Below are 18963 nucleotides of genomic sequence, written 5' to 3'. Positions count from 1 at the left end.
GGAACGATCGATTCCTGTGAAGCGGGGTTGTGTGGACTTGGCCGAGCTGGCGGTATTCCAACGTCCGTAACTATGCAGGACCGGACGGCCTGATCGAGATTCAGCGCAGGGCCTGATCGTTCCCACGCTCTGCGTGGGAATGCAGCCCGTGACGCTCCGCGTCACACAGCGGGACGGGACGCGGAGCGTCCAAAGAGGCATTCCCACGCGGAGCGTGGGAACGATCATTAGAACTCGATGCGCACATCACCCTTCGGCACGCTGCAGCACGACAGGATGTAACCCTCGGCTTCGTCTTCCTCGGTGATCCCGCCGTTGTGGTCCATCTCGACCTCCCCGCCCAGCTTCAGCACCTTGCACGTCCCACAGATCCCCATGCCGCAAGCTTTCGGAATCAGCAGGCCAAGCTTGGCCGCCGCTGCGTGCACGGTCTCGCCCGGTGCCACGCGGATGCTCTTGCCAGAGGCAATGAATTCCACCTGATGCAGGTCCGCCAGGTCGATTTCCGGCGCATCCGCCGCTTGTTCGGCTTGCTCCACCGCGTCGGCCCGGGCTTCCGGTGGCGTCGCGCCAAAGGATTCCTCGTGGTAGCGGCTCATGTCGAAGCCGGCGGCTTCCAGCAGGCGCTTTACCGCGTTCATGTAAGGCGTCGGGCCGCAACAGAAGACTTCCCGCTCCAGGAAGTCCGGCACCATCAGTTCGAGCATCTTGTGGTTGAGGTAACCGCGATAACCGGCCCAGGGTTCACCCAGGCCGTGTTTCTCGCAAATCAGGTGCAGGCTGAAGTTATCAATCCGCGACGCCATATGCTCCAGCTCGCGGTGGTAAATGATGTCCTTTGGCGAGCGGGCGCTGTGGATAAACGTCATGTCGACGTTGGCGTTGGTGTCGTAGAACCAGCGCGCCATGGACATCACCGGGGTAATACCGACACCACCACTGAGGTACAGCACTTTCGGGCTCGGGAAGTCGATGGCATTGAACAGCCCCACCGGCCCGTGCACCGCCAGCTCCTGGCCTTCGTGCAGCGTGTCATGCAACCAGTTGGACACCTTGCCGCCCGGCACGCGCTTGATGGTCACCGAAAAGCTGTAAGGCACCGACGGTGAACTGGAAATAGTGTACGAACGCATGATCGGCTGGCCGTCGATTTCCAGCTCCAGGGTGACGAACTGCCCGGGCTTGAAAAAGAACAGGATCGGCTGGTCGGCCATAAAGCAGAAGGTGCGCACGTCCCAGGTTTCCTGGATGACTTTGACGCAACGGACGATGTGCCGACCATTGGCCCAGGTCTGGGTTGTTACCGGGTTCAGGAAGCTGTTGGACATGCTGTTCTCCATAGCCGTGTGATCGGCCTTATGGTGGCGATTCTGCGTAACGCGCGAATCACCCATTTACCTATCTGCGACATTCACATACTTATCGCGACCAGCCCCCATACCACGGGGGTTGCGCGTCGGGAACAGAGTGGGCCATGTCGTTCATGGATAAGGTTCTGGCCGTTGTGGGGCCCACACTCGCTCCCAACAAAGACGCTTTCTTTACGCCTTGCTGCAAAACCTAGCCACTATTCGCCGGCCACACAGAATGGCCATGAGGACACACACGATGGACGTCACCGCAACCTTAAGCTTGGGCGATCCGCTGGAACCCGCACGCAAGGCCACTGCGCAAATGCTGCAAGAACGCGAGCGGACCTTTTCGCTGCCGCAGCCGTTTTACTCTGATGAGCGGCTGTTCGATATCGACATGCAGGAAATTTTCCAGAAAGAGTGGTTGATCGCCGGCATGACCTGCGAGATCCCCGCCAAGGGCAACTACATCACCCTGCAAGTGGGCAAGAACCCGATCATCGTGATCCGTGGCGCCGACGGCGTGGTGCACGCGTTCCATAACGTGTGTCGCCACCGCGGTTCGCGCCTGTGCACCAGCGACAAGGGCAAGGTCGCCAAGCTGGTGTGCCATTACCACCAGTGGACCTATGAACTGGACGGCCGCCTGCTGTTCGCCGGTACCGAAATGGGCGCCGACTTCGACATGAAGCAATACGGCCTCAAGCCGGTGAATGTGAAGACCGCCGGTGGCTACATCTTTATCAGCCTGTCGGAGAACCCGCCGGCCATCGACGACTTCCTGTCGACCTTGAGCCACTACATGGAACCCTACGACATGGAGAACACCAAGGTGGCGATCCAAACCACCTTGTTTGAAAAAGCCAACTGGAAGCTGGTGCTGGAAAACAACCGCGAGTGCTACCACTGCAACGCGTCGCACCCGGAACTGTTGAAAACCCTGCTGGAATGGGACGACGTTACCGACCCGCGGGCCGACCAGGCCTTCAAGGACCACGTGGCCGCCTCCGCCGCCGCCTGGGATGCCGAAAAGATCCCTTACGCCCACGCCAGCTTCGGCCTGCGTAACCGCATCGTGCGCATGCCGCTGCTCAAGGGCACCGTGTCGATGACCCTCGACGGCAAGCAAGGCTGCAACAAGCTGATGGGCCGCATCAAGAACCCGGACCTGGGCTCGATGCGCATCCTGCACCTGCCTCACTCGTGGAACCACTGCATGGGCGACCACATCATTGTGTTCACCGTGTGGCCGATCAGTGCCCAGGAAACCATGGTCACCACCAAGTGGATCGTGCACAAGGACGCCGTGGAGGGTGTGGACTACGACGTCGAGCGCATGCGCAAAGTGTGGGACGCCACCAATGACCAGGACCGTCGCCTGGCCGAAGAGAACCAGCGTGGCATCAACTCCACCGCGTACCAGCCAGGGCCGTACTCCAAGACTTATGAGTTTGGTGTGGTCAACTTTGTGGACTGGTACAGCGAGCGGATGCTGAGCAACCTGGGGGCGGCGCCAGCGCCGTATCTGAAAGGCGTCGCGGTCCACGAGTAAGCCATACAGTGACAGGGACCTGAACTGTACAAAAAACAGCCAGGTCTCTGACAGACCCCTGCTTTCCTGCCTTCCAGCCATTGCCCAACAACTTATCCACAAAGCCACCCACAGCAATTGTGGGCAACTGCGCTTTCCCGTCGAAATAAAACCAATAAAATCCGTGACTTATTCAAAGGTACCGGTTTTATCCCACATTGATCATTTTTTGACCTAAAGCCTGAAAGCCACGTCCTGCATGGGCTACAGAGGAACGCAAACACCTTATCCACAGAAGCGCCAACAGACTTTGGGGGCAACTTTGGGCCATCTGTGGAAAACCGGCTTAAACCGAGGAAAATCGCGGCTTTGAAAGCAAAAACCAGCCGGAATAGCGATATTGGTTACATTTTAATCAACGCACTGTAAGCCACGCGTTATATGGCCTACAGCGGATAGCGAACATCTTATCCACAGAAGCACCAACAGACTTTGGGGGCAAGTCTGCGCCGGGTATTTTCCTTATCCACAGAAAAACCCAAGGAAAAACCGTCAGTTAGGTTGGTTATTTTTCGTACAGCGAGCTGGAGGGCTTGATTTGCATGGGGTGTGGACAGCCGCGAACAGGTTATCCACAGGTGGGTTAACAGGGATTGTGGGTAAAGCCACAATCGCCGCAACACAGTGTGGGAGCGGGCTTGCTCGCGAAAGCGGCGGATCAGTCGGTACATGAGTTACCTGACACACCGCCTTCGCGAGCAAGCCCGCTCCCACAGTGGATCAGCGCACTACACCTTCTTCTATAAGCAATTTAAGAATGGCTTCAGCGCCCGCTTCCGGGCTCACGCCTTTGAGCACCTGCCCACCGCCGCCGCTGGCCTTGGCCGTTGCAGCCTTCATCCGGTCGGCACCGCTTTTGGCCTTGATCACCTTGAGGCGCTTGGGCCGAGGCTTGGCCGGCTGCAATACAGCGCCTGTGAATAACTCATCCTCCAACACCTCGACGTCATGGGCCGTCAGCTCACCGCGTTGCGCCGGGCCGTAGGCGCTTTGCCGTGGCTTGGGCGCCGCGTTATCCACCGTGGCCATAAACGGCAGGCGCACCTTCAGCCGCCGCCGTTGGCCGCGAGGCAAGGCCTGCAGCACATGGGCCACACCGCCTTCGATGGATTCCACCTGGGCCAGGCCGATAATCAACGGCCAACCCAGTTGCTCGGCCAGCAGGAACGGCAACATCCCCGAGCCTTCGCCGGTTTCCGCTTGGCTGCCGGTGAGCACCACTTGGGCGCCCGCGTCCCGCAGATAGTCGCCGAGCACCGGCAAGGCGTCTGCCCCGGCCGGTTGTTCAAGCACGTGCAACTGCGGCAAGCCCATGCCCAGGTAAGCGCGCAGGGTGGGTTCGCCGATGTCGCCGGCGTGCAGCACTTGCAGGTTATTCCCAGCCAGTTGCAGGCCCAGTTCCACAGCGCGCGCATCTTGCTCGGCGCGGCGTGGGCGGCCTGAAGTCGGGTGGGCACCGATGGACACCAGGCTGATTACATTCGTCGTCATGGCCATTTCCTTAAGCCGCATCGCGCTTGGCGCCGTGGCGGTAGGCCTCGACCGCAACGATCAAGGCTTGCAGTATCGCGGCGCTTTCGCCGATCACCGACAGGTCGGCACGCTTGATCATGTCGCAGCCCGGGTCGAGGTTGATCGCCACCACCTTGTCGCAGGCACCAATGCCTTGAAGGTGCTGGATCGCCCCGGAAATCCCCACCGCCACGTAAACCCGCGCGGTAACCCAGGTACCGCTGGCGCCGACCTGGCGATCGCGCGCCATGAAGCCGTCATCCACCGCCACCCGCGAAGCACCTTCGGTGGCGCCCAACGCGGCAGCGGTCTGGTGGAACAGTGCCCAGTCCTTGACCCCGTTGCCACCGGAGAAAATAAATTCGGCTTCGGCCATGGGAATCGCCGCCGGGTCCACGGCCACCGCACCCAAATCTTCGATACGCGCAAGGCTGCGGGCCAGGCTTGTGGATAACTCCACCGGCAGCACTTCGTGACGGGTTTCGCTGACGGGATCGGCGCACTCCGCCGCAGCCAGGATCATCCGTGGCAGTGGGCGGGCAAGATCCTCCTGACCCGCGCCTGCACGGCCAATACATTCCTGGCCCTTGATCTGCCAGACCCGCGTGGCCGGGCGCTCCTTGAGGCTGGCGGCAAAGCGCCGCCCCAATTCACCACCGCCGCTGCGGCTGTCCGGCAGCAACCAGTGGCGCGGGTTGAACTGGTTATCCACAGCCCGCAGCCCGTGAACCCGTTGCTCCGGTGAATAACCGTCGAATTCATGCCCGTCCAACACCAGCAGCCGATCCACACCGGCGGTGGCGAAGGCGTTTTCCTTGTGTTCGCCGAACACCACGGCCAATACAGCACCGTCGTCGCCGGCCAGCTGCCGGGCCAGGCCCAGCAAGTCGCGGTCGTGGCTGCTCAGGCGGCCGCCGACCATGTCCGGCACCACGTTGATGTAGAAAGCGGGCGCCGGTACCTGATGCAGCGGCAACTGCACTTCCACCGCTGCCGTACGCTTGGCCGCGCCGCCCTGCTGGGCGCCGCTGCGGTCAATACGCTTGATGCCGTTGGGGCCGATAAAACCGACACCGTGCACGTTCTTGCGGATGACCCCATTGGGCCCCATCCAGCTGTGTTGCACCGGCTGCATCGCCGCGTGCAGCGGGTGCAGGCGGTTACGGGCGATCCATTCGGCCCGTGGGTCGCGGCGGATAATGTCGCTCATCAATGCACCTCCGCAGGTTCGCGTTTCGGCGCCTTGGCCGGTGCCGCGTCTTCAAGCAACGCGTCAGCTACCAGTTCGGCAATGTCCTTGATCAAGGGACGCGGTTCGACCACGCCTTCCAGCATCGCCGTGCACTGTGGACAACCCACGGCCACCAGTTCGGCGCCGGTCTCGCGGATGTCTTCCATGCGCATGTCGGGAATCCGCTGCTTGCCGGGAATATCGGTGATCGGCGCCCCGCCACCGCCACCGCAGCAGCGCGAGCGGAAACCGGAGCGCTGCATTTCCTTGACCTCGATCCCCAGCGCACGCAGCACTTGGCGCGGTGCCTCGTACTCGCCGTTGTAGCGGCCCAGGTAGCACGGGTCGTGATAGGTCACGCTGTTGCCTTTGTGCTGGCCCAGGTTCAGGGCGCCGGCGTCGATCAGTTCGGCCATGTAGGTGCTGTGGTGCTGCACCAGGTAGTTGCCATCGAAGGCGCCGTATTCGTTTTTCAGCACGTGGAAACTGTGGGGGTCGCAGGTGACGATGCGCTTGAAGCTGTACTTGGCCAGGGTCTGGATATTGCGTGCGGCCAGCAGCTGGAAAGTGGCTTCATCGCCCAGGCGCCGGGCCACGTCGCCGCTGTCGCGCTCTTCAAGGCCCAGTACGGCGAAGTCGACCTTGGCGGCTTTCAGCACTTTGACGAACGAGCGCAGGGTGCGCTGGTTGCGCATGTCGAAGGCACCGTCGCCGACCCAGAACAGCACGTCGACGGTTTTCCTGTCGCTGAGCAAGGGCAGGTTCAAATCCGCCGCCCAGTTCATCCGCCCGCCCGGTGCGAAGCCGCCCGGGTTGTCGGTGGCGATCAGGTTTTCCAGGACTTCGGCCCCCTTGTTCGGGGTCGCGCCCTTTTCCAGGGTGAGGTGGCGGCGCATGTCGACGATGGCGTCCACGTGCTCGATCATCATCGGGCACTCCTCCACGCAGGCGCGGCAAGTGGTGCACGACCACAGGGTCTCGGCGTCCACCAGGCCATTGACGATTGGCTGGTGCGGGTTGCCGCTGTGTTCGCCGATGGCTTTGCCAGGATACGGGCTGCCGGCGAACTTGGCGTCGGTGCCACCGGCCAGGCCGACGACCATGTCCTGGATAAGTTTTTTCGGGTTCAGTGGCTGGCCGGCGGCGAACGCCGGGCACGCGGCTTCGCACTTGCCGCACTGCACGCAGGCGTCGAAGCCGAGCAGTTGGTTCCAGGTGAAATCCACCGGTTTTTCCACGCCCAGGGGCGCGCTTTTATCCGCGAGGTCCAGGGGTTTCAAACCGGTGGAACGGCCGCCGCCGAAGCGTTCGGCGCGGCGGTGCCAGGCCAGGTGCAGGGCACCGGCGAAGGCGTGTTTCATCGGGCCGCCCCAGGTCATGCCGAAGAACATTTCCGACACGCCCCACAGCACGCCCAGGCTCAGCAGCGCGGCGAGCAACCAGCCGCCGAAGTCCGCCGGCAGAATCCCGGCCACCGGCAAGGTCACCAGGAAGAAGCTCACCGAGAACGCCATCAGGCTTTTCGGCAGGCGCATCCACGGGCCTTTCGACAGGCGTGCAGGCGGGTTGCGACGGCGCAGGTAGACGAAGGTGGCGCCGACAAACATCAGCACCGAAGCCAACAGCAAGGCGTAGCCGAGGATGCGGTTATGCAGGCCGAAACCGTGCACCAGGATCGCCAGCAGCGCCGAGAGCACAAAGCCCAGGGCGGTGGCGACGTGGGTGTTGGCGATGTATTTGTCGCGGGCGACCACATGGTGCAGGTCGACCATGTAGCGCTTGGGCATGGCCAACAGGCCGCCGAGCAAGTCGACCTTGGAGGACCGGCCGCGGCGCCACATGTTCACCCGGCGCAGCGCGCCGAGGACGGCAAGGCCCAGGGCGGCGAAGAGCAGGATGGGAAGAAGGGTGTTCAACATGGTGAAGCTCCCAAAGACCTCGGGGTCAATGATCGTCCCCACGCTCTGCGTGGGGATGCATCCTGTGACGCTCTGCGTCACGACCTAAGAGCGGACGCGGAGCGTCCAGGGCGGCATTCCCACGCAGAGCGTGGGAACGATCAGGCGGATCAGAAATCCTTGCACAGGCGCAGGGCGTCATAGATGGCCGCGTGGGTATTACGCTGGGCCACGCAGTCACCAATGCGGAACAGCAAGTACCCCTCGCCCGGCTCGCTCAGGCACGGCTGCGGCTTGATCGCGAACAGGGCTTCGATGTCCATCTGGCCCTTGTTGCGCGAGCCTGCCTTGAGCCCGTAGTAGAGCTCTTCGTCCGGACGCACGCCGTTCTCGACCACCACCTGGTCCACCACCCGCTCTTCCCTGGCCCCGGTGTATTCGTTCTCCAGCACCGCCACCAGCTTGTCGCCTTCGCGGTAGACCTTTTCCAGCATCATGTCGCCGGTCATGATCACTTCCTTGGGGTACATGCTGCGGTAGTACGTCGGGAACGACGTACCGCCCACAGCCACGCCCGGCTTGATGTCGTCGGTGACGATCTCGACCTGGCTGCCCTTGTCCGCGAGGAAGTCGGCCACCGACATGCCGGTGAACTCGCAGATGGTGTCGTACACCAGCACGTTCTTGCCCGGCGCCACCTTGCCGTCGAGCACGTCCCAGCTGCTGACCACCAGGCCTTCAGCCGCGCCCCAGTGTTCGTTCTGCTCCAGGAACGGATGACCGCCCACCGCCAGCACCACCACGTCCGGGCGCAGGTCGAGGATGGTCGCCGCGTCCGCCGCCACACCCAGGCGCAGGTCGACGTTCAGGCGCGCCAGTTCCAACTGGAACCAGCGGGTGATCCCGGCAATCTGGTCACGCTGCGGGGCTTTCGATGCAGTGGTGATTTGCCCGCCGATAAATTCTTTCTTCTCGAACAGCGTCACGTCGTGGCCACGTTCGGCAGCCACCCGCGCCGCTTCCATCCCGGCCGGGCCAGCCCCCACCACCACGACTTTGCGTTTTGGCCCGGTGGATTTCTCGATGATGTGCGGCACGCCCATGTATTCACGGGAAGTGGCGGCGTTCTGGATGCACAGCACGTCCAGCCCCTGGTACTGGCGGTCGATGCAGTAGTTGGCGCCGACGCACTGTTTGATCTGGTCGATCTGGCCCATCTTGATCTTGGCGATCAGGTGCGGGTCGGCGATGTGGGCGCGGGTCATGCCGACCATGTCCACGTAGCCGCCTTCCAGGATGCGCGTGGCCTGGTTCGGGTCCTTGATGTTCTGCGCGTGCAGCACCGGGGCCTTGACCACTTCCTTGATGCCGGCCGCCAGGTGCAGGAACGGCTCCGGTGGATAACTCATGTTCGGGATAACGTTGGCCAGGGTGTTGTGGGTGTCGCACCCCGAGCCGACCACGCCGATGAAGTCGAGCATGCCGGTGTCGTCGTAGTACTTGGCGATCTGTTTCATGTCCTCGTGGGACAGGCCGTCCGGATGGAATTCGTCGCCGCACAAACGGATGCCGACGCAGAAATCCGGGCCGACTTCCTTGCGTACCGCCTTCAACACCTCAAGGCCGAAACGCATGCGGTTTTCGAAGCTGCCGCCCCATTCGTCAGTACGTTTGTTGACCCGAGGGCTCCAGAACTGGTCGATCATGTGCTGGTGCACCGCCGACAGTTCCACACCGTCCAGGCCACCGGCCTTGGCCCGTGCCGCAGCGGTGGCGTAGTTGCCGATCACGCGCCAGATTTCTTCAGGCTCGATGGTCTTGCAGGTGGCGCGGTGCACCGGCTCGCGGATGCCCGAAGGCGACAGCAGCGTGGGCCAATGCTCGCCGTCCCAGCGCGAGCGACGGCCCATGTGGGTAATCTGGATCATGATCTTGGCGCCATGCTTGTGCATGGCGTCGGCCAGGTTCTGGAAGTGCGGGATGATCCGGTCATCCGCCAGGTTCACCGACTTCCACCAGCCTTGCGGGCTGTCGATGGCGACACTGGAAGAACCGCCGCAGATCGCCAGGCCGATCCCGCCCTTGGCTTTCTCTTCGTAGTACTTCACATAGCGGTCGGTGGTCATGCCGCCGTCGGTGGCATACACCTCGGCGTGGGCGGTACTGAGCACGCGGTTGCGGATGGTCAGTTTGCCGATCTGGATCGGCGCAAACATTGCTTCGAAAGCCATGGCAGGGTCCTCGACTTACAACGGCTTGACGGTGAACAGGCCGTCGTCGTGGCCCTCTTCGGAGCCGCCGTATACCTGTTCCGCAACGGTGCGGATCTTGCTGCCGCGGGCTTCGAGAATCTGGTCCATCGCGCCGGCAAACCAGCCGGTGAACATGTAGTCGACCTTGCGCCCGACCTTGCCGTACACGTAGACGAATGCCGAGTGCTCGAGCTTGACGCTGGCGGTGCCTTTATCGAGGTCGATGTCCTGGATCTTGAACAGGCCCCAGCCGCGCTGCGACAGGCGCTTCATGTAGTGCTCGAACACTGCGACGCCTTCCAGGCCGTGGCATTCAGCTTCTTTTTCACACCAGTGCCAGGCGGATTTGTAGCCGGCCTTGTAGAGGATTTCGGCGTAGGCCTCGCTGCCCAGGACTTCTTCGATCCCCATGTGATTGTTGACGAAGAAATGGCGCGGCACGTACAGCATCGGCAGGGCGTCGGAGGTCCAGACACCGGTTTCGCTGTCGACTTCGATAGGCAATTGAGGGGCGATCTTGGCCATGGAAACTTAACTCCGGAAAATGCTTTGGTAAGCCCCCGACGCATAAGGTTGGGGGAAAAGAGGCGTGAGTGGTGGCTTATTCGCCCCAGACGTCCTTCAGGACGTTGACCCAGTTTTCGCCCATGATCTTGCGCACCACGCGCTCGGGATGGCCGCGCTTGAGCAGGGTCTCGGTGAGGTTCGGGAACTCGCCCACGGTGCGGATGCCCAGCGGGTTGATGATCTTGCCGAAGCTGGTCAGGCGGCGGGCGTAGCCCTTGTCGTGGGTCAGCATTTCGAAGAAATCCTGGCCATGGCCCTGGGTGAAGTCGGTGCCGATGCCGATGGCGTCTTCGCCCACGATGTTCATGGTGTACTCGATGGCTTCGGCGTAGTCGTCGATGGTCGAGTCGATGCCCTTGGCCAGGAACGGCGCGAACATGGTCACGCCGACAAAGCCACCGTGGTCGGCGATGAACTTCAGCTCTTCATCGGACTTGTTGCGGGGGTGCTCTTTGAGGCCTGAAGGCAGGCAGTGGGAGTAGCACACCGGCTTTTTCGATTCGAGGATGACTTCTTCGGAAGTCTTGGAGCCCACGTGGGACAGGTCGCACATGATGCCGACGCGGTTCATCTCGGCGACGACCTCGCGACCGAAGCCCGACAGGCCGCCATCGCGCTCATAGCAGCCGGTGCCCACCAGGTTCTGGGTGTTGTAGCACATCTGCACCACGCCAACCCCGAGCTGCTTGAAGATCTCGACATAGCCGAGCTGGTCTTCAAACGCGTGGGCGTTCTGGAAGCCGAAGATGATGCCGGTCTTGCCCTGCTCCTTGGCGCGACGGATATCGGCGGTGGTTTTCACCGGGATCACCAGGTCGCTGTTTTCGCGAATCAGGGTCTGGCTGGCCACGATGTTGTTAATGGTGGCCTGGAACCCTTCCCATACCGACACGGTGCAGTTGGCAGCGGTGAGGCCACCCTTGCGCATGTCTTCGAACAGGTCGCGGTTCCACTTGGCAATGATCAGCCCGTCGATAACGATGCTGTCGGCGTGCAATTCGGCTGGGCTCATCAGGCGTCCCCTTATTGGCGATTCATGCGCCGAATCGTCTGCCGGCGCTTTGGGGCCAGCATATGCCCCGGGGCAGAAGGAGCCGGGTGCAAAAACGACAAGGGAATTGCCGAAAGCGTCAATCCGCGACAAAGGCCAACATGACATCTCTGACGGGTGTCTGTTCTTTGTCTTACGCTTGAGCCAGAATTTGCTCATCAACTGATATGAGACGGCGCAATGAAATCGATTTTCCTGGCTTTGGCACTCATCGCAACCGGCGTACACGCCGCTGAAGACACCGACAGCACGCCCTGCGATGGCATCGAGAACGACAAGCAAACCCTGGAATGCGCCACCTACAACAAAACCACCGCCGAACAACTGCTCAAGGATAACTACCAGGGGCTGCTGGAACGCATGGGTTCGACCTATGGCAGCAACAAGACGCAGCTGGCGGACATTACCGCTCGTCTGAAGGATGCCCAGCAGAAGTGGGAAAAGTTACGGGATGCGGATTGCGCTGTAGATACCTTCCCGGCAGTGGCGGGAAGCAAGGCATATGCGATCCAGCAGAATGATTGTCTGGCGCGGATGAGTGATGAACGGTCGGAGTTTTTGGAGTCGATTGGGCAGGAATAAGCGACAATCCCCTCCACTCTCTACTCAGAACCAAGGCTATTCATGACTATCTGCGGCATCGAAATCAAAGGCAGCGAAGCCATTATTGCTGTCGCCTCGCTCGACGGTCAGGCATTGGGCCACGTCGCTCTGGCCACCAAGAAAATCGCCCTTGAAGACGATGATGAGGCGGCCAACGTCAAGGCCTTCGCCACTCAGGTCAGCGCGTTTGTGCGGGAAAACGGCATCAGCCGCATCGCCATCAAGAAGCGCAGCAAGAAAGGCGAATTCGCCGGTGGCCCGACCACGTTCAAGATTGAAGGCGTATTTCAACTGCTGGGGGGTGTTGAGGTGACGCTGCTGTCGCCGCAGACCATCAATGCGCAGAACAAGAAACATGACTTTGCCCTGCCGGCGACGCTGAACAAGTATCAGCATGAGGCCTTCAAAGCCGCGTGTTCAGCCCTGCTGAAGAAATAAGCTACATCGCACATCCCCTGTGGGAGCGGGCTTGCTCGCGAATGCGGTGTGTCAGTCAATACATGTAACGACTGATCCACCGCATTCGCGAGCAAGCCCGCTCCCACATTTGATCTGTGTTGTTTTCAATAGCGGTTTTCATACTGCTTCCCGGCGCCGATCTTCCCTTGGGCACTTGGCAAACCTTGCCCGGTAGCTGCGGGTGAAATACGACGGCGATTCAAACCCGCAGGCGATGCTCACCTCCAGCACGCTCAGGTCGCTCTGGCGCAACAACTGCCGAGCCTTTTCCAGGCGCAAACCCAGGTAGAAGTTGCTCGGTGTGTCGTTCAGGTGCAGCCGAAACAAGCGCTCCAACTGCCGTCGCGTGACCTTGATCGCCTCCGCCAGCGCCAGTGTGCTCAACGGCGGTTCCGTGTGCTGTTCCATCTCCCCAATCACCTGCACCAACTTCTTGTTGTTGATGCCGTAGCGCGTGGCGATCTGCATGCGTTGGTGGTCTTTGCGCGGGCGGATGCGGCCGAGCACGAATTGCTCGGATACCTGGATCGCCAACTCTGGCCCGTGAGCCTGGCTGATCAGGTCGAGCATCAGGTCGATGGACGCGGTGCCGCCCGCCGAGGTGATGCGCCGGCGGTCGATCTCGAACAGCTCCTGGGTCACCGTCAGCTGTGGATAAGATTCCTTGAAGGCGTCGATGGCTTCCCAGTGCAGGGTCAGGCGGTGGCCTTCGAGCAGGCCGGCTTCGGCGAGTACGCAGGCGCCAGTGTCTATGGCGCCGAGGGTCACGCCGTCGTGGTCAAGGCGACGCAGCCAGTGTTCCAGTGCGGGCGTGGCGAACTTCAGCGGTTCGAAGCCGGCCACCACCAGTAAGGTCGAGCCTTTCTTCAGCGGCTCCAGCGCGGCGTCGGCGTTGACCGACATGCCATTGCTCGCCAGCACCGCGCCGCCGTCGGCGCTCAAGACGTGCCAGCGGTACAGCTCGCCACGAAAACGATTGGCGACACGTAAAGGTTCGATCGCGGAAATAAAGCCGATGGCGGAGAAGCCCGGCATCAGCAGAAAGTAGAAATCCTGGGACATGGAGCGCTCTCGTAGGACGGACAGCGTGGTCACTGTGATACGCCAGTTCAATCGGTCATTCAAGGGGGCAGGTCGCTGCAGTGCAAGAGCTGGTCGCCGCCGTGCGTTTTGTCGGGGACCAAGCTGCGTAACTTGGCTGCACGGTGCACAAAGACGCCGGAACCCACAATAACAACCTGCCGAGGGAACCACCATGAACCGACTGATCAGCCGCTGTGTGCTCGCACTCAGCGCCAGCGCCATTTTGAGCACCAACGTCATGGCAGCCGATGCGGCTTCTTGCCAGAACGTGCGCATGGGCGTGGTGAACTGGACCGACGTAATCGCCACCAGTGCCATGACTCAAGTGTTGCTCGACGGCCTCGGCTACAAGACCAAACAGACCAGCGCGTCCCAGCAAATCATCTTTGCCGGGATTCGCGACCAGCGCCTGGACATGTTCCTGGGCTACTGGAACCCGCTGATGACCCAGACCATCACCCCGTTTGTCGAGGCCAAGCAGGTCAAGGTGCTCGACAAGCCGTCCCTGGAAGACGCCCGCGCGACCCTGGCGGTGCCGACTTACCTGGCCGACAAGGGCCTGAAGACCTTCGCCGACATCGCCAGGTTTGAAAAAGAACTGGGCGGCAAGATCTACGGCATTGAACCGGGCTCGGGCGCCAACACCCAGATCAAGGCGATGATCGCCAAGAATCAGTTTGGCCTGGGCAAGTTCCAACTGGTGGAATCCAGCGAGGCCGGCATGCTCGCCGCCGTCGACCGCGCCGTGCGCCGCAAGGAGGCCGTGGTGTTCTTCGGCTGGGCGCCGCACCCGATGAACGTCAACGTGGCGATGACTTACCTCACCGGCAGTGATGACGCGCTGGGCCCGAACGAAGGCATGGCCACCGTGTGGTCCGTCACCTCGCCGACCTACGCCGAGCAATGCCCCAACGTGCACAAGTTGCTCAGCAACCTGACCTTCACCGCCGCCGACGAGAGCCGAATGATGCAGCCGCTGCTGGATCACAAGGACGCTTTCGAGTCGGCCAGGCAATGGCTCAAGGATCACCCGCAAGACCAGCAGCGCTGGCTGGAAGGCGTGACCACCTTCGACGGCAAACCCGCCGCAGCCAACCTGCAATTGACCAGCAAATAACCTGTCTTGAATCACCGTTTCGCAGCCGCTCCCGGCTGCGAACGGTATGACTACGCCTGAAAATCACGCCTGTAAGGAACCTGCCTCATGAACCACGACGTCATCATCACCTGCGCACTCACCGGTGCTGGCGACACGACCGCCAGAAGCCCTCACGTGCCGGTCACTCCCAAACAAATCGCTGCCGCGGCGGTGGAAGCAGCCAAGGCCGGTGCCACCGTGGTGCATTGCCACGTACGTGACCCCGAGACCGGCAAGTTCAGCCGCGACGTGGCGCTGTACCGCGAAGTGATGGAGCGCATCCGCGAGGCGGACGTCGACATCATCGTCAACCTCACCGCCGGCATGGGTGGCGACCTGGAAATCGGTGGCGGCGAGAACCCTATGGAATTCGGGCCCAACACCGACCTGGTGGGCCCGCTGACCCGCCTGGCCCACGTGGAAGAGCTGCTGCCGGAAATCTGCACCCTGGACTGCGGCACCCTAAACTTTGGCGACGGCGACACCATTTACGTCTCCACCCCGGCCCAGCTGCGGGCTGGCGCCAAACGTATTCAAGAGCTGGGCGTTAAAGCCGAGCTGGAGATTTTCGACACCGGTCACCTGTGGTTCGCCAAGCAGATGATCAAGGAAGGCTTGCTCGACAACCCGTTGTTCCAGCTGTGCCTGGGCATCCCGTGGGGCGCGCCGGCCGACACCACCACCATGAAAGCCATGGTCGACAACCTGCCGGCTGACGCGGTGTGGGCCGGCTTCGGCATTGGTCGCATGCAGATGCCGATGGCGGCGCAAGCAGTGCTGCTGGGCGGCAACGTGCGGGTCGGCCTGGAAGACAACCTGTGGCTGGACAAGGGCGTGCTGGCGACCAACGGCCAGTTGGTGGAACGCGCCAGCGAGATCCTCAGCCGCCTGGGTGCGCGGGTCATGACCCCGGCCGAAGGCCGCGTGAAGATGGGCCTGACCAAGCGCGGCTAAGACACACCGCACGACGCCCTGCAGGAACCGAATCAAATGTGGGAGCGGGCTTGCTCGCGAATGCGGTGGATCAGCCACCGAATGCATCAACTGACAGACCGCTTTCGCGAGCAAGCCCGCTCCCACATTTTGATCTTGGCTCTCACACAGAATCACCGAACTCTTTAGGAATTTGCCATGAGCTTTATCACTGAAATCAAAACCTTCGCCGCGCTGGGCAGCGGTGTTATCGGCAGCGGCTGGGTATCCCGCGCCCTGGCCCACGGCCTGGACGTGGTGGCCTGGGACCCTGCGCCCGGTGCCGAAGCGGCCCTGCGCAAACGTGTCGCGAATGCTTGGGCCGCCCTGGAAAAACAAGGCTTGGCACCGGGTGCTTCACAAGATCGCCTGCGCTTTGTGGCCACCATTGAAGAGTGCGTGAAAGACGCCGACTTCATCCAGGAAAGCGCCCCGGAACGCCTGGAATTGAAGCTGGAGTTACACAGCAAAATCAGCGCGGCGGCCAAGCCGAACGCGTTGATTGGTTCGAGTACTTCGGGGCTGTTGCCGAGCGAGTTTTATGAAGGCTCCACGCACCCGGAACGTTGCGTGGTGGGGCATCCGTTCAACCCGGTTTACCTGTTGCCGCTTGTGGAAGTGGTAGGCGGCAAAAACACTGCGCCGGAAGCGATTCAGGCAGCAATCAAGGTGTACGAATCCCTCGGCATGCGCCCTTTGCATGTGCGTAAGGAAGTGCCCGGTTTTATCGCTGACCGGCTGCTGGAAGCCCTGTGGCGTGAGGCCTTGCACCTGGTGAACGATGGTGTGGCAACCACCGGCGAGATCGATGATGCGATTCGCTTTGGCGCCGGTTTGCGCTGGTCGTTCATGGGGACGTTCCTGACCTATACGCTGGCGGGCGGTGATGCCGGGATGCGGCACTTCATGGCGCAGTTCGGCCCGGCCTTGCAGCTGCCGTGGACCTATCTGCCGGCGCCGGAATTGACCGACAAATTGATTGACGACGTGGTGGACGGCACCAGCGATCAGTTAGGCAAGCACAGCATTTCGGCGCTGGAGCGCTATCGTGATGATTGCCTGCTGGCGGTGCTGGAGGCGGTGAAGACCACCAAGGAAAAACACGGTATGACCTTCGCCGAATAACCGCTGTTGATTTTCTGTGGGAGCTGGCTTGCCTGCGATAGCGATGTTGGATTCACCGCCGCCATCGCAGGCAAGCCAGCTCCCACATTTGACCGAGTACATACCCGGAATTCATGACATGCCCGCACTCACCACCTACACCACCAAAATCCTCCCCGAGTGGGTCGACTACAACGGCCACCTGCGCGATGCGTTCTACCTGCTGATTTTCAGCTACGCCACTGATGCGCTGATGGACACCCTGGGCCTGGACAGCGAAAACCGCGAAGCCAGCGGCCACTCGCTGTTCACCCTGGAGTTGCACCTCAACTACCTGCACGAAGTGAAACTGGGCGCCGCCGTCGAGGTGCACACCCAACTCATCGCCCACGACCGCAAGCGCCTGCACCTCTATCACAGCCTGCACCTGGTGGGCGACGAAAAGGAGCTGGCGGGCAACGAACAGATGCTGCTCCACGTCGACCTCGCCGGGCCGCACTCGGCGCCATTCAGTGAAGCGGTGCTGGGCAAGCTTGCCAGCATCAGCGCCGAACAAACCGACCTGCCGAAGCCCGCCCTGCTCGGCCGCGTGATTGGACTGCCACCCCAAAAATAAGGAATCGCCATGCAAACCGCCGCCGCTGTTGCCGACTTCCGTACTTACCCACTGATCAGTGACCTGGCCGATGTGCAGGTGCACGGCGATCACCTCAGTGTGCGATGGGCCGATGGGCGGGTCAGCCCGTTTCATCACCAGTGGCTGCGGGACAACTGCCCGTGCCCTGTTTGCGTCTACAGCGTGACCCGTGAACAGGTGCTGGAAATCGTCGATGTGGACGAACACCTCACGGCCCTCAGTGCACGTATCGACCAGGGTCTGCTGACAGTGGAATGGAGCGGCGGGCATCGCAGCCAATACGATCCCGGATGGTTGCGGGCGCACGCCTACGACGATGAGTCCCGCGCCGAACGCCGGGCTGCCAAACCGAAATCCCTGCTGTGGGACCGTACGTTCGAGCTGCCCGTATTCGACTACGCAGCGCTGATGGAAGACCCGAAAGCCCTGCTGCAATGGCTGCTGGCCCTGCGTGACAGCGGCCTCACCCAAGTGCGCGGTGTGCCCACCGAACCTGGCTCGCTGGCGCTGATCGCCAAGCGCATTTCGTTCATCCGCGAGAGCAACTTCGGCGTGCTGTTCAACGTGCAGTCCAAGGCCGATGCCGACAGCAACGCCTACACGGCATTCAACCTGCCGCTGCACAGTGATTTGCCGACGCGGGAGCTGCAACCCGGGCTGCAGTTCTTGCATTGCCTGGTGAACGACGCCGACGGGGGCGAGAGTATTTTTGTCGATGGTTTTGCGATTGCGCGGGCGCTGCGGGACGAAGATCCGGAAGCCTTTCGCGCGTTGTGCGAGATCCCGGTGGAGTTTCGCAACAAGGACCGTCACAGCGACTATCGCCGGCTGGCGCCGATCATCGCTCTGGATGCCTTGGGTGAAGTCGCCGAGATTCGCATGGCCAACTTTCTGCGCGGGCCGTTTGAGGCGCCTGCAGAGCAGATGCCGTTGCTCTATCGCGCCTATCGCCGGTTTATTGCGATGACCCGGGAAGAGCGTTTTCGGCTGGTCAAACGTCTGAATCCGGGCGAGCTGTGGTGCTTTGATAATCGCCGGACCCTGCATGCGCGCAATGCGTTTGATCCGGCGTCCGGGGCGCGGCATTTCCAGGGCTGCTATATCGATCGGGATGAGTTGTTGTCGCGGATATTGGTGTTGCAGCGGTAGACCGAGGCGCCCCCTTCGCGAGCAAGCCCGCTCCCACATTTGACCGAGTTCCTCCTGAAAAAACGCGGTCAAATGTGGGAGCGGGCTTGCTCGCGAAGGGGCCAGCAGCTTCACCTCAAATTTCAGCTCAAAAAAAGCCCCGATCCAGCCGTGACAGGATCGGGGCAGAGTGCTTTGTGTGAGCGGCGCATCCCGAGGGTGACCAAACCTTCAAGCTGCTTGCTTGATGCCAGTGTGCACACTCCCCTGCCTTGCGAGTTAGCCGAAAACGACCTGTTCATAGGTGTGCCGGACATTCATGCATTCAGGCCTTGCCGACTCGGTGATGGCCTACCAGAATCGACCTCAATCCCCCGCTCCCCTA

16 protein-coding genes are annotated in these 18963 nt (G+C 61.6%); 8 read left to right on the top strand and 8 right to left on the bottom strand.

The genetic code is table 11. From position 1 onward, the window contains the following. Positions 1 to 227: 227 nt before the first annotated feature. Positions 228 to 1328: a glycine-betaine demethylase subunit GbcB gene (gene gbcB, locus A462_RS30925; RefSeq protein ID WP_008430657.1), complete on the bottom strand. Its 1101-nt coding sequence runs from the start codon at positions 1326 to 1328 to the stop codon at positions 228 to 230. A 280-nt stretch (positions 1329 to 1608) separates the two neighbouring features. On the opposite strand from gbcB, the gene gbcA reads away from it, so the two are divergent. Next, entirely contained in the window at positions 1609 to 2904 is a 1296-nt protein-coding gene (gene gbcA / locus A462_RS30930) for a glycine-betaine demethylase subunit GbcA (RefSeq protein WP_003216945.1), read from the top strand. Positions 2905 to 3663: 759 nt separating this feature from the next. Here the strand turns inward: gbcA and etfB are convergent. The 6 genes from etfB to A462_RS30960 all read right to left on the bottom strand — a co-directional run bounded on the left by etfB (position 3664) and on the right by A462_RS30960 (position 11415). Then, positions 3664 to 4434, bottom strand: a complete 771-nt coding sequence (etfB, locus tag A462_RS30935; RefSeq protein ID WP_008430654.1) for an electron transfer flavoprotein subunit beta — start codon at positions 4432 to 4434, stop codon at positions 3664 to 3666. Positions 4435 to 4444: 10 nt separating this feature from the next. After that, entirely contained in the window at positions 4445 to 5665 is a 1221-nt protein-coding gene (gene etfA, locus A462_RS30940) for an electron transfer flavoprotein subunit alpha (RefSeq protein ID WP_008430652.1), read from the bottom strand. After that, entirely contained in the window at positions 5665 to 7605 is a 1941-nt protein-coding gene (gene dgcB, locus A462_RS30945; RefSeq protein ID WP_008430650.1) for a dimethylglycine demethylation protein DgcB, read from the bottom strand. The genes etfA and dgcB overlap by 1 nt, the downstream gene beginning before the upstream one ends. Positions 7606 to 7754: 149 nt before the next feature. Continuing rightward, on the bottom strand, positions 7755 to 9815 hold the full coding sequence (gene dgcA / locus A462_RS30950) for a dimethylglycine demethylation protein DgcA (RefSeq protein ID WP_003216936.1): 2061 nt from the start codon (positions 9813 to 9815) through the stop codon (positions 7755 to 7757). Positions 9816 to 9830: 15 nt separating this feature from the next. Further along, positions 9831 to 10361 (bottom strand): DUF5943 domain-containing protein, encoded by a 531-nt coding sequence (locus tag A462_RS30955; RefSeq protein WP_008430647.1) that lies wholly within the window; start codon positions 10359 to 10361, stop codon positions 9831 to 9833. Between the two features lie 76 nt (positions 10362 to 10437). After that, the gene (locus A462_RS30960) at positions 10438 to 11415 is read right to left on the bottom strand and encodes a dipeptidase (protein ID WP_003216932.1); all 978 of its coding nucleotides are present in this window, start codon (positions 11413 to 11415) and stop codon (positions 10438 to 10440) included. A 219-nt stretch (positions 11416 to 11634) separates the two neighbouring features. Between A462_RS30960 and A462_RS30965 the strand changes: the two genes are divergently transcribed. Both A462_RS30965 and A462_RS30970 read left to right on the top strand, forming a co-directional pair. Next, the gene (locus tag A462_RS30965; protein ID WP_003216930.1) at positions 11635 to 12036 is read left to right on the top strand and encodes a lysozyme inhibitor LprI family protein; all 402 of its coding nucleotides are present in this window, start codon (positions 11635 to 11637) and stop codon (positions 12034 to 12036) included. 42 nt (positions 12037 to 12078) lie between these two features. Continuing rightward, entirely contained in the window at positions 12079 to 12495 is a 417-nt protein-coding gene (locus A462_RS30970; RefSeq protein WP_008430639.1) for a DUF3010 family protein, read from the top strand. A 138-nt stretch (positions 12496 to 12633) separates the two neighbouring features. Here the strand turns inward: A462_RS30970 and A462_RS30975 are convergent, their stop codons facing one another. Further along, a complete protein-coding gene (locus A462_RS30975; protein ID WP_008430637.1) occupies positions 12634 to 13578 on the bottom strand; it encodes a GlxA family transcriptional regulator in 945 nt (314 codons plus the stop codon). A gap of 193 nt (positions 13579 to 13771) precedes the next feature. On the opposite strand from A462_RS30975, the gene A462_RS30980 reads away from it, so the two are divergent. The 5 genes from A462_RS30980 (at position 13772) to A462_RS31000 (ending at position 18599) form a co-directional block, all read left to right on the top strand. Further along, positions 13772 to 14716, top strand: a complete 945-nt coding sequence (locus tag A462_RS30980) for a choline ABC transporter substrate-binding protein (RefSeq protein WP_008430636.1) — start codon at positions 13772 to 13774, stop codon at positions 14714 to 14716. A gap of 87 nt (positions 14717 to 14803) precedes the next feature. Then, positions 14804 to 15691, top strand: a complete 888-nt coding sequence (locus A462_RS30985; RefSeq protein WP_003216924.1) for a 3-keto-5-aminohexanoate cleavage protein — start codon at positions 14804 to 14806, stop codon at positions 15689 to 15691. A 177-nt stretch (positions 15692 to 15868) separates the two neighbouring features. After that, entirely contained in the window at positions 15869 to 16834 is a 966-nt protein-coding gene (locus A462_RS30990) for an L-carnitine dehydrogenase (RefSeq protein ID WP_008430633.1), read from the top strand. Positions 16835 to 16952: 118 nt separating this feature from the next. Continuing rightward, positions 16953 to 17429: a thioesterase family protein gene (locus tag A462_RS30995; RefSeq protein ID WP_008430629.1), complete on the top strand. Its 477-nt coding sequence runs from the start codon at positions 16953 to 16955 to the stop codon at positions 17427 to 17429. 9 nt (positions 17430 to 17438) lie between these two features. After that, entirely contained in the window at positions 17439 to 18599 is a 1161-nt protein-coding gene (locus tag A462_RS31000) for a gamma-butyrobetaine dioxygenase (RefSeq protein ID WP_008430627.1), read from the top strand. The last annotated feature ends 364 nt before the right edge of the window (positions 18600 to 18963 follow it).

It is taken from the genome of Pseudomonas sp. Ag1, assembly GCF_000278565.1.
In the GTDB taxonomy this organism is placed as follows: Bacteria; Pseudomonadota; Gammaproteobacteria; order Pseudomonadales; family Pseudomonadaceae; genus Aquipseudomonas.
The sequence above is the reverse complement of the archived record's forward strand: the minus strand, read 5'-3'. Positions and strand labels throughout refer to the sequence as shown.

What these genes read in the sequence shown, in the direction of transcription:
- gbcB (WP_008430657.1), bottom strand. Translation starts at nt 1,328, where the DNA reads ATGTCCAACAGCTTCCTGAACCCGGTAACAACCCAGACCTGGGCCAAT.
- gbcA (WP_003216945.1), top strand. Translation starts at nt 1,609, where the DNA reads ATGGACGTCACCGCAACCTTAAGCTTGGGCGATCCGCTGGAACCCGCA.
- etfB (WP_008430654.1), bottom strand. Translation starts at nt 4,434, where the DNA reads ATGACGACGAATGTAATCAGCCTGGTGTCCATCGGTGCCCACCCGACT.
- etfA (WP_008430652.1), bottom strand. Translation starts at nt 5,665, where the DNA reads ATGAGCGACATTATCCGCCGCGACCCACGGGCCGAATGGATCGCCCGT.
- dgcB (WP_008430650.1), bottom strand. Translation starts at nt 7,605, where the DNA reads ATGTTGAACACCCTTCTTCCCATCCTGCTCTTCGCCGCCCTGGGCCTT.
- dgcA (WP_003216936.1), bottom strand. Translation starts at nt 9,815, where the DNA reads ATGGCTTTCGAAGCAATGTTTGCGCCGATCCAGATCGGCAAACTGACC.
- A462_RS30955 (WP_008430647.1), bottom strand. Translation starts at nt 10,361, where the DNA reads ATGGCCAAGATCGCCCCTCAATTGCCTATCGAAGTCGACAGCGAAACC.
- A462_RS30960 (WP_003216932.1), bottom strand. Translation starts at nt 11,415, where the DNA reads ATGAGCCCAGCCGAATTGCACGCCGACAGCATCGTTATCGACGGGCTG.
- A462_RS30965 (WP_003216930.1), top strand. Translation starts at nt 11,635, where the DNA reads ATGAAATCGATTTTCCTGGCTTTGGCACTCATCGCAACCGGCGTACAC.
- A462_RS30970 (WP_008430639.1), top strand. Translation starts at nt 12,079, where the DNA reads ATGACTATCTGCGGCATCGAAATCAAAGGCAGCGAAGCCATTATTGCT.
- A462_RS30975 (WP_008430637.1), bottom strand. Translation starts at nt 13,578, where the DNA reads ATGTCCCAGGATTTCTACTTTCTGCTGATGCCGGGCTTCTCCGCCATC.
- A462_RS30980 (WP_008430636.1), top strand. Translation starts at nt 13,772, where the DNA reads ATGAACCGACTGATCAGCCGCTGTGTGCTCGCACTCAGCGCCAGCGCC.
- A462_RS30985 (WP_003216924.1), top strand. Translation starts at nt 14,804, where the DNA reads ATGAACCACGACGTCATCATCACCTGCGCACTCACCGGTGCTGGCGAC.
- A462_RS30990 (WP_008430633.1), top strand. Translation starts at nt 15,869, where the DNA reads ATGAGCTTTATCACTGAAATCAAAACCTTCGCCGCGCTGGGCAGCGGT.
- A462_RS30995 (WP_008430629.1), top strand. Translation starts at nt 16,953, where the DNA reads ATGCCCGCACTCACCACCTACACCACCAAAATCCTCCCCGAGTGGGTC.
- A462_RS31000 (WP_008430627.1), top strand. Translation starts at nt 17,439, where the DNA reads ATGCAAACCGCCGCCGCTGTTGCCGACTTCCGTACTTACCCACTGATC.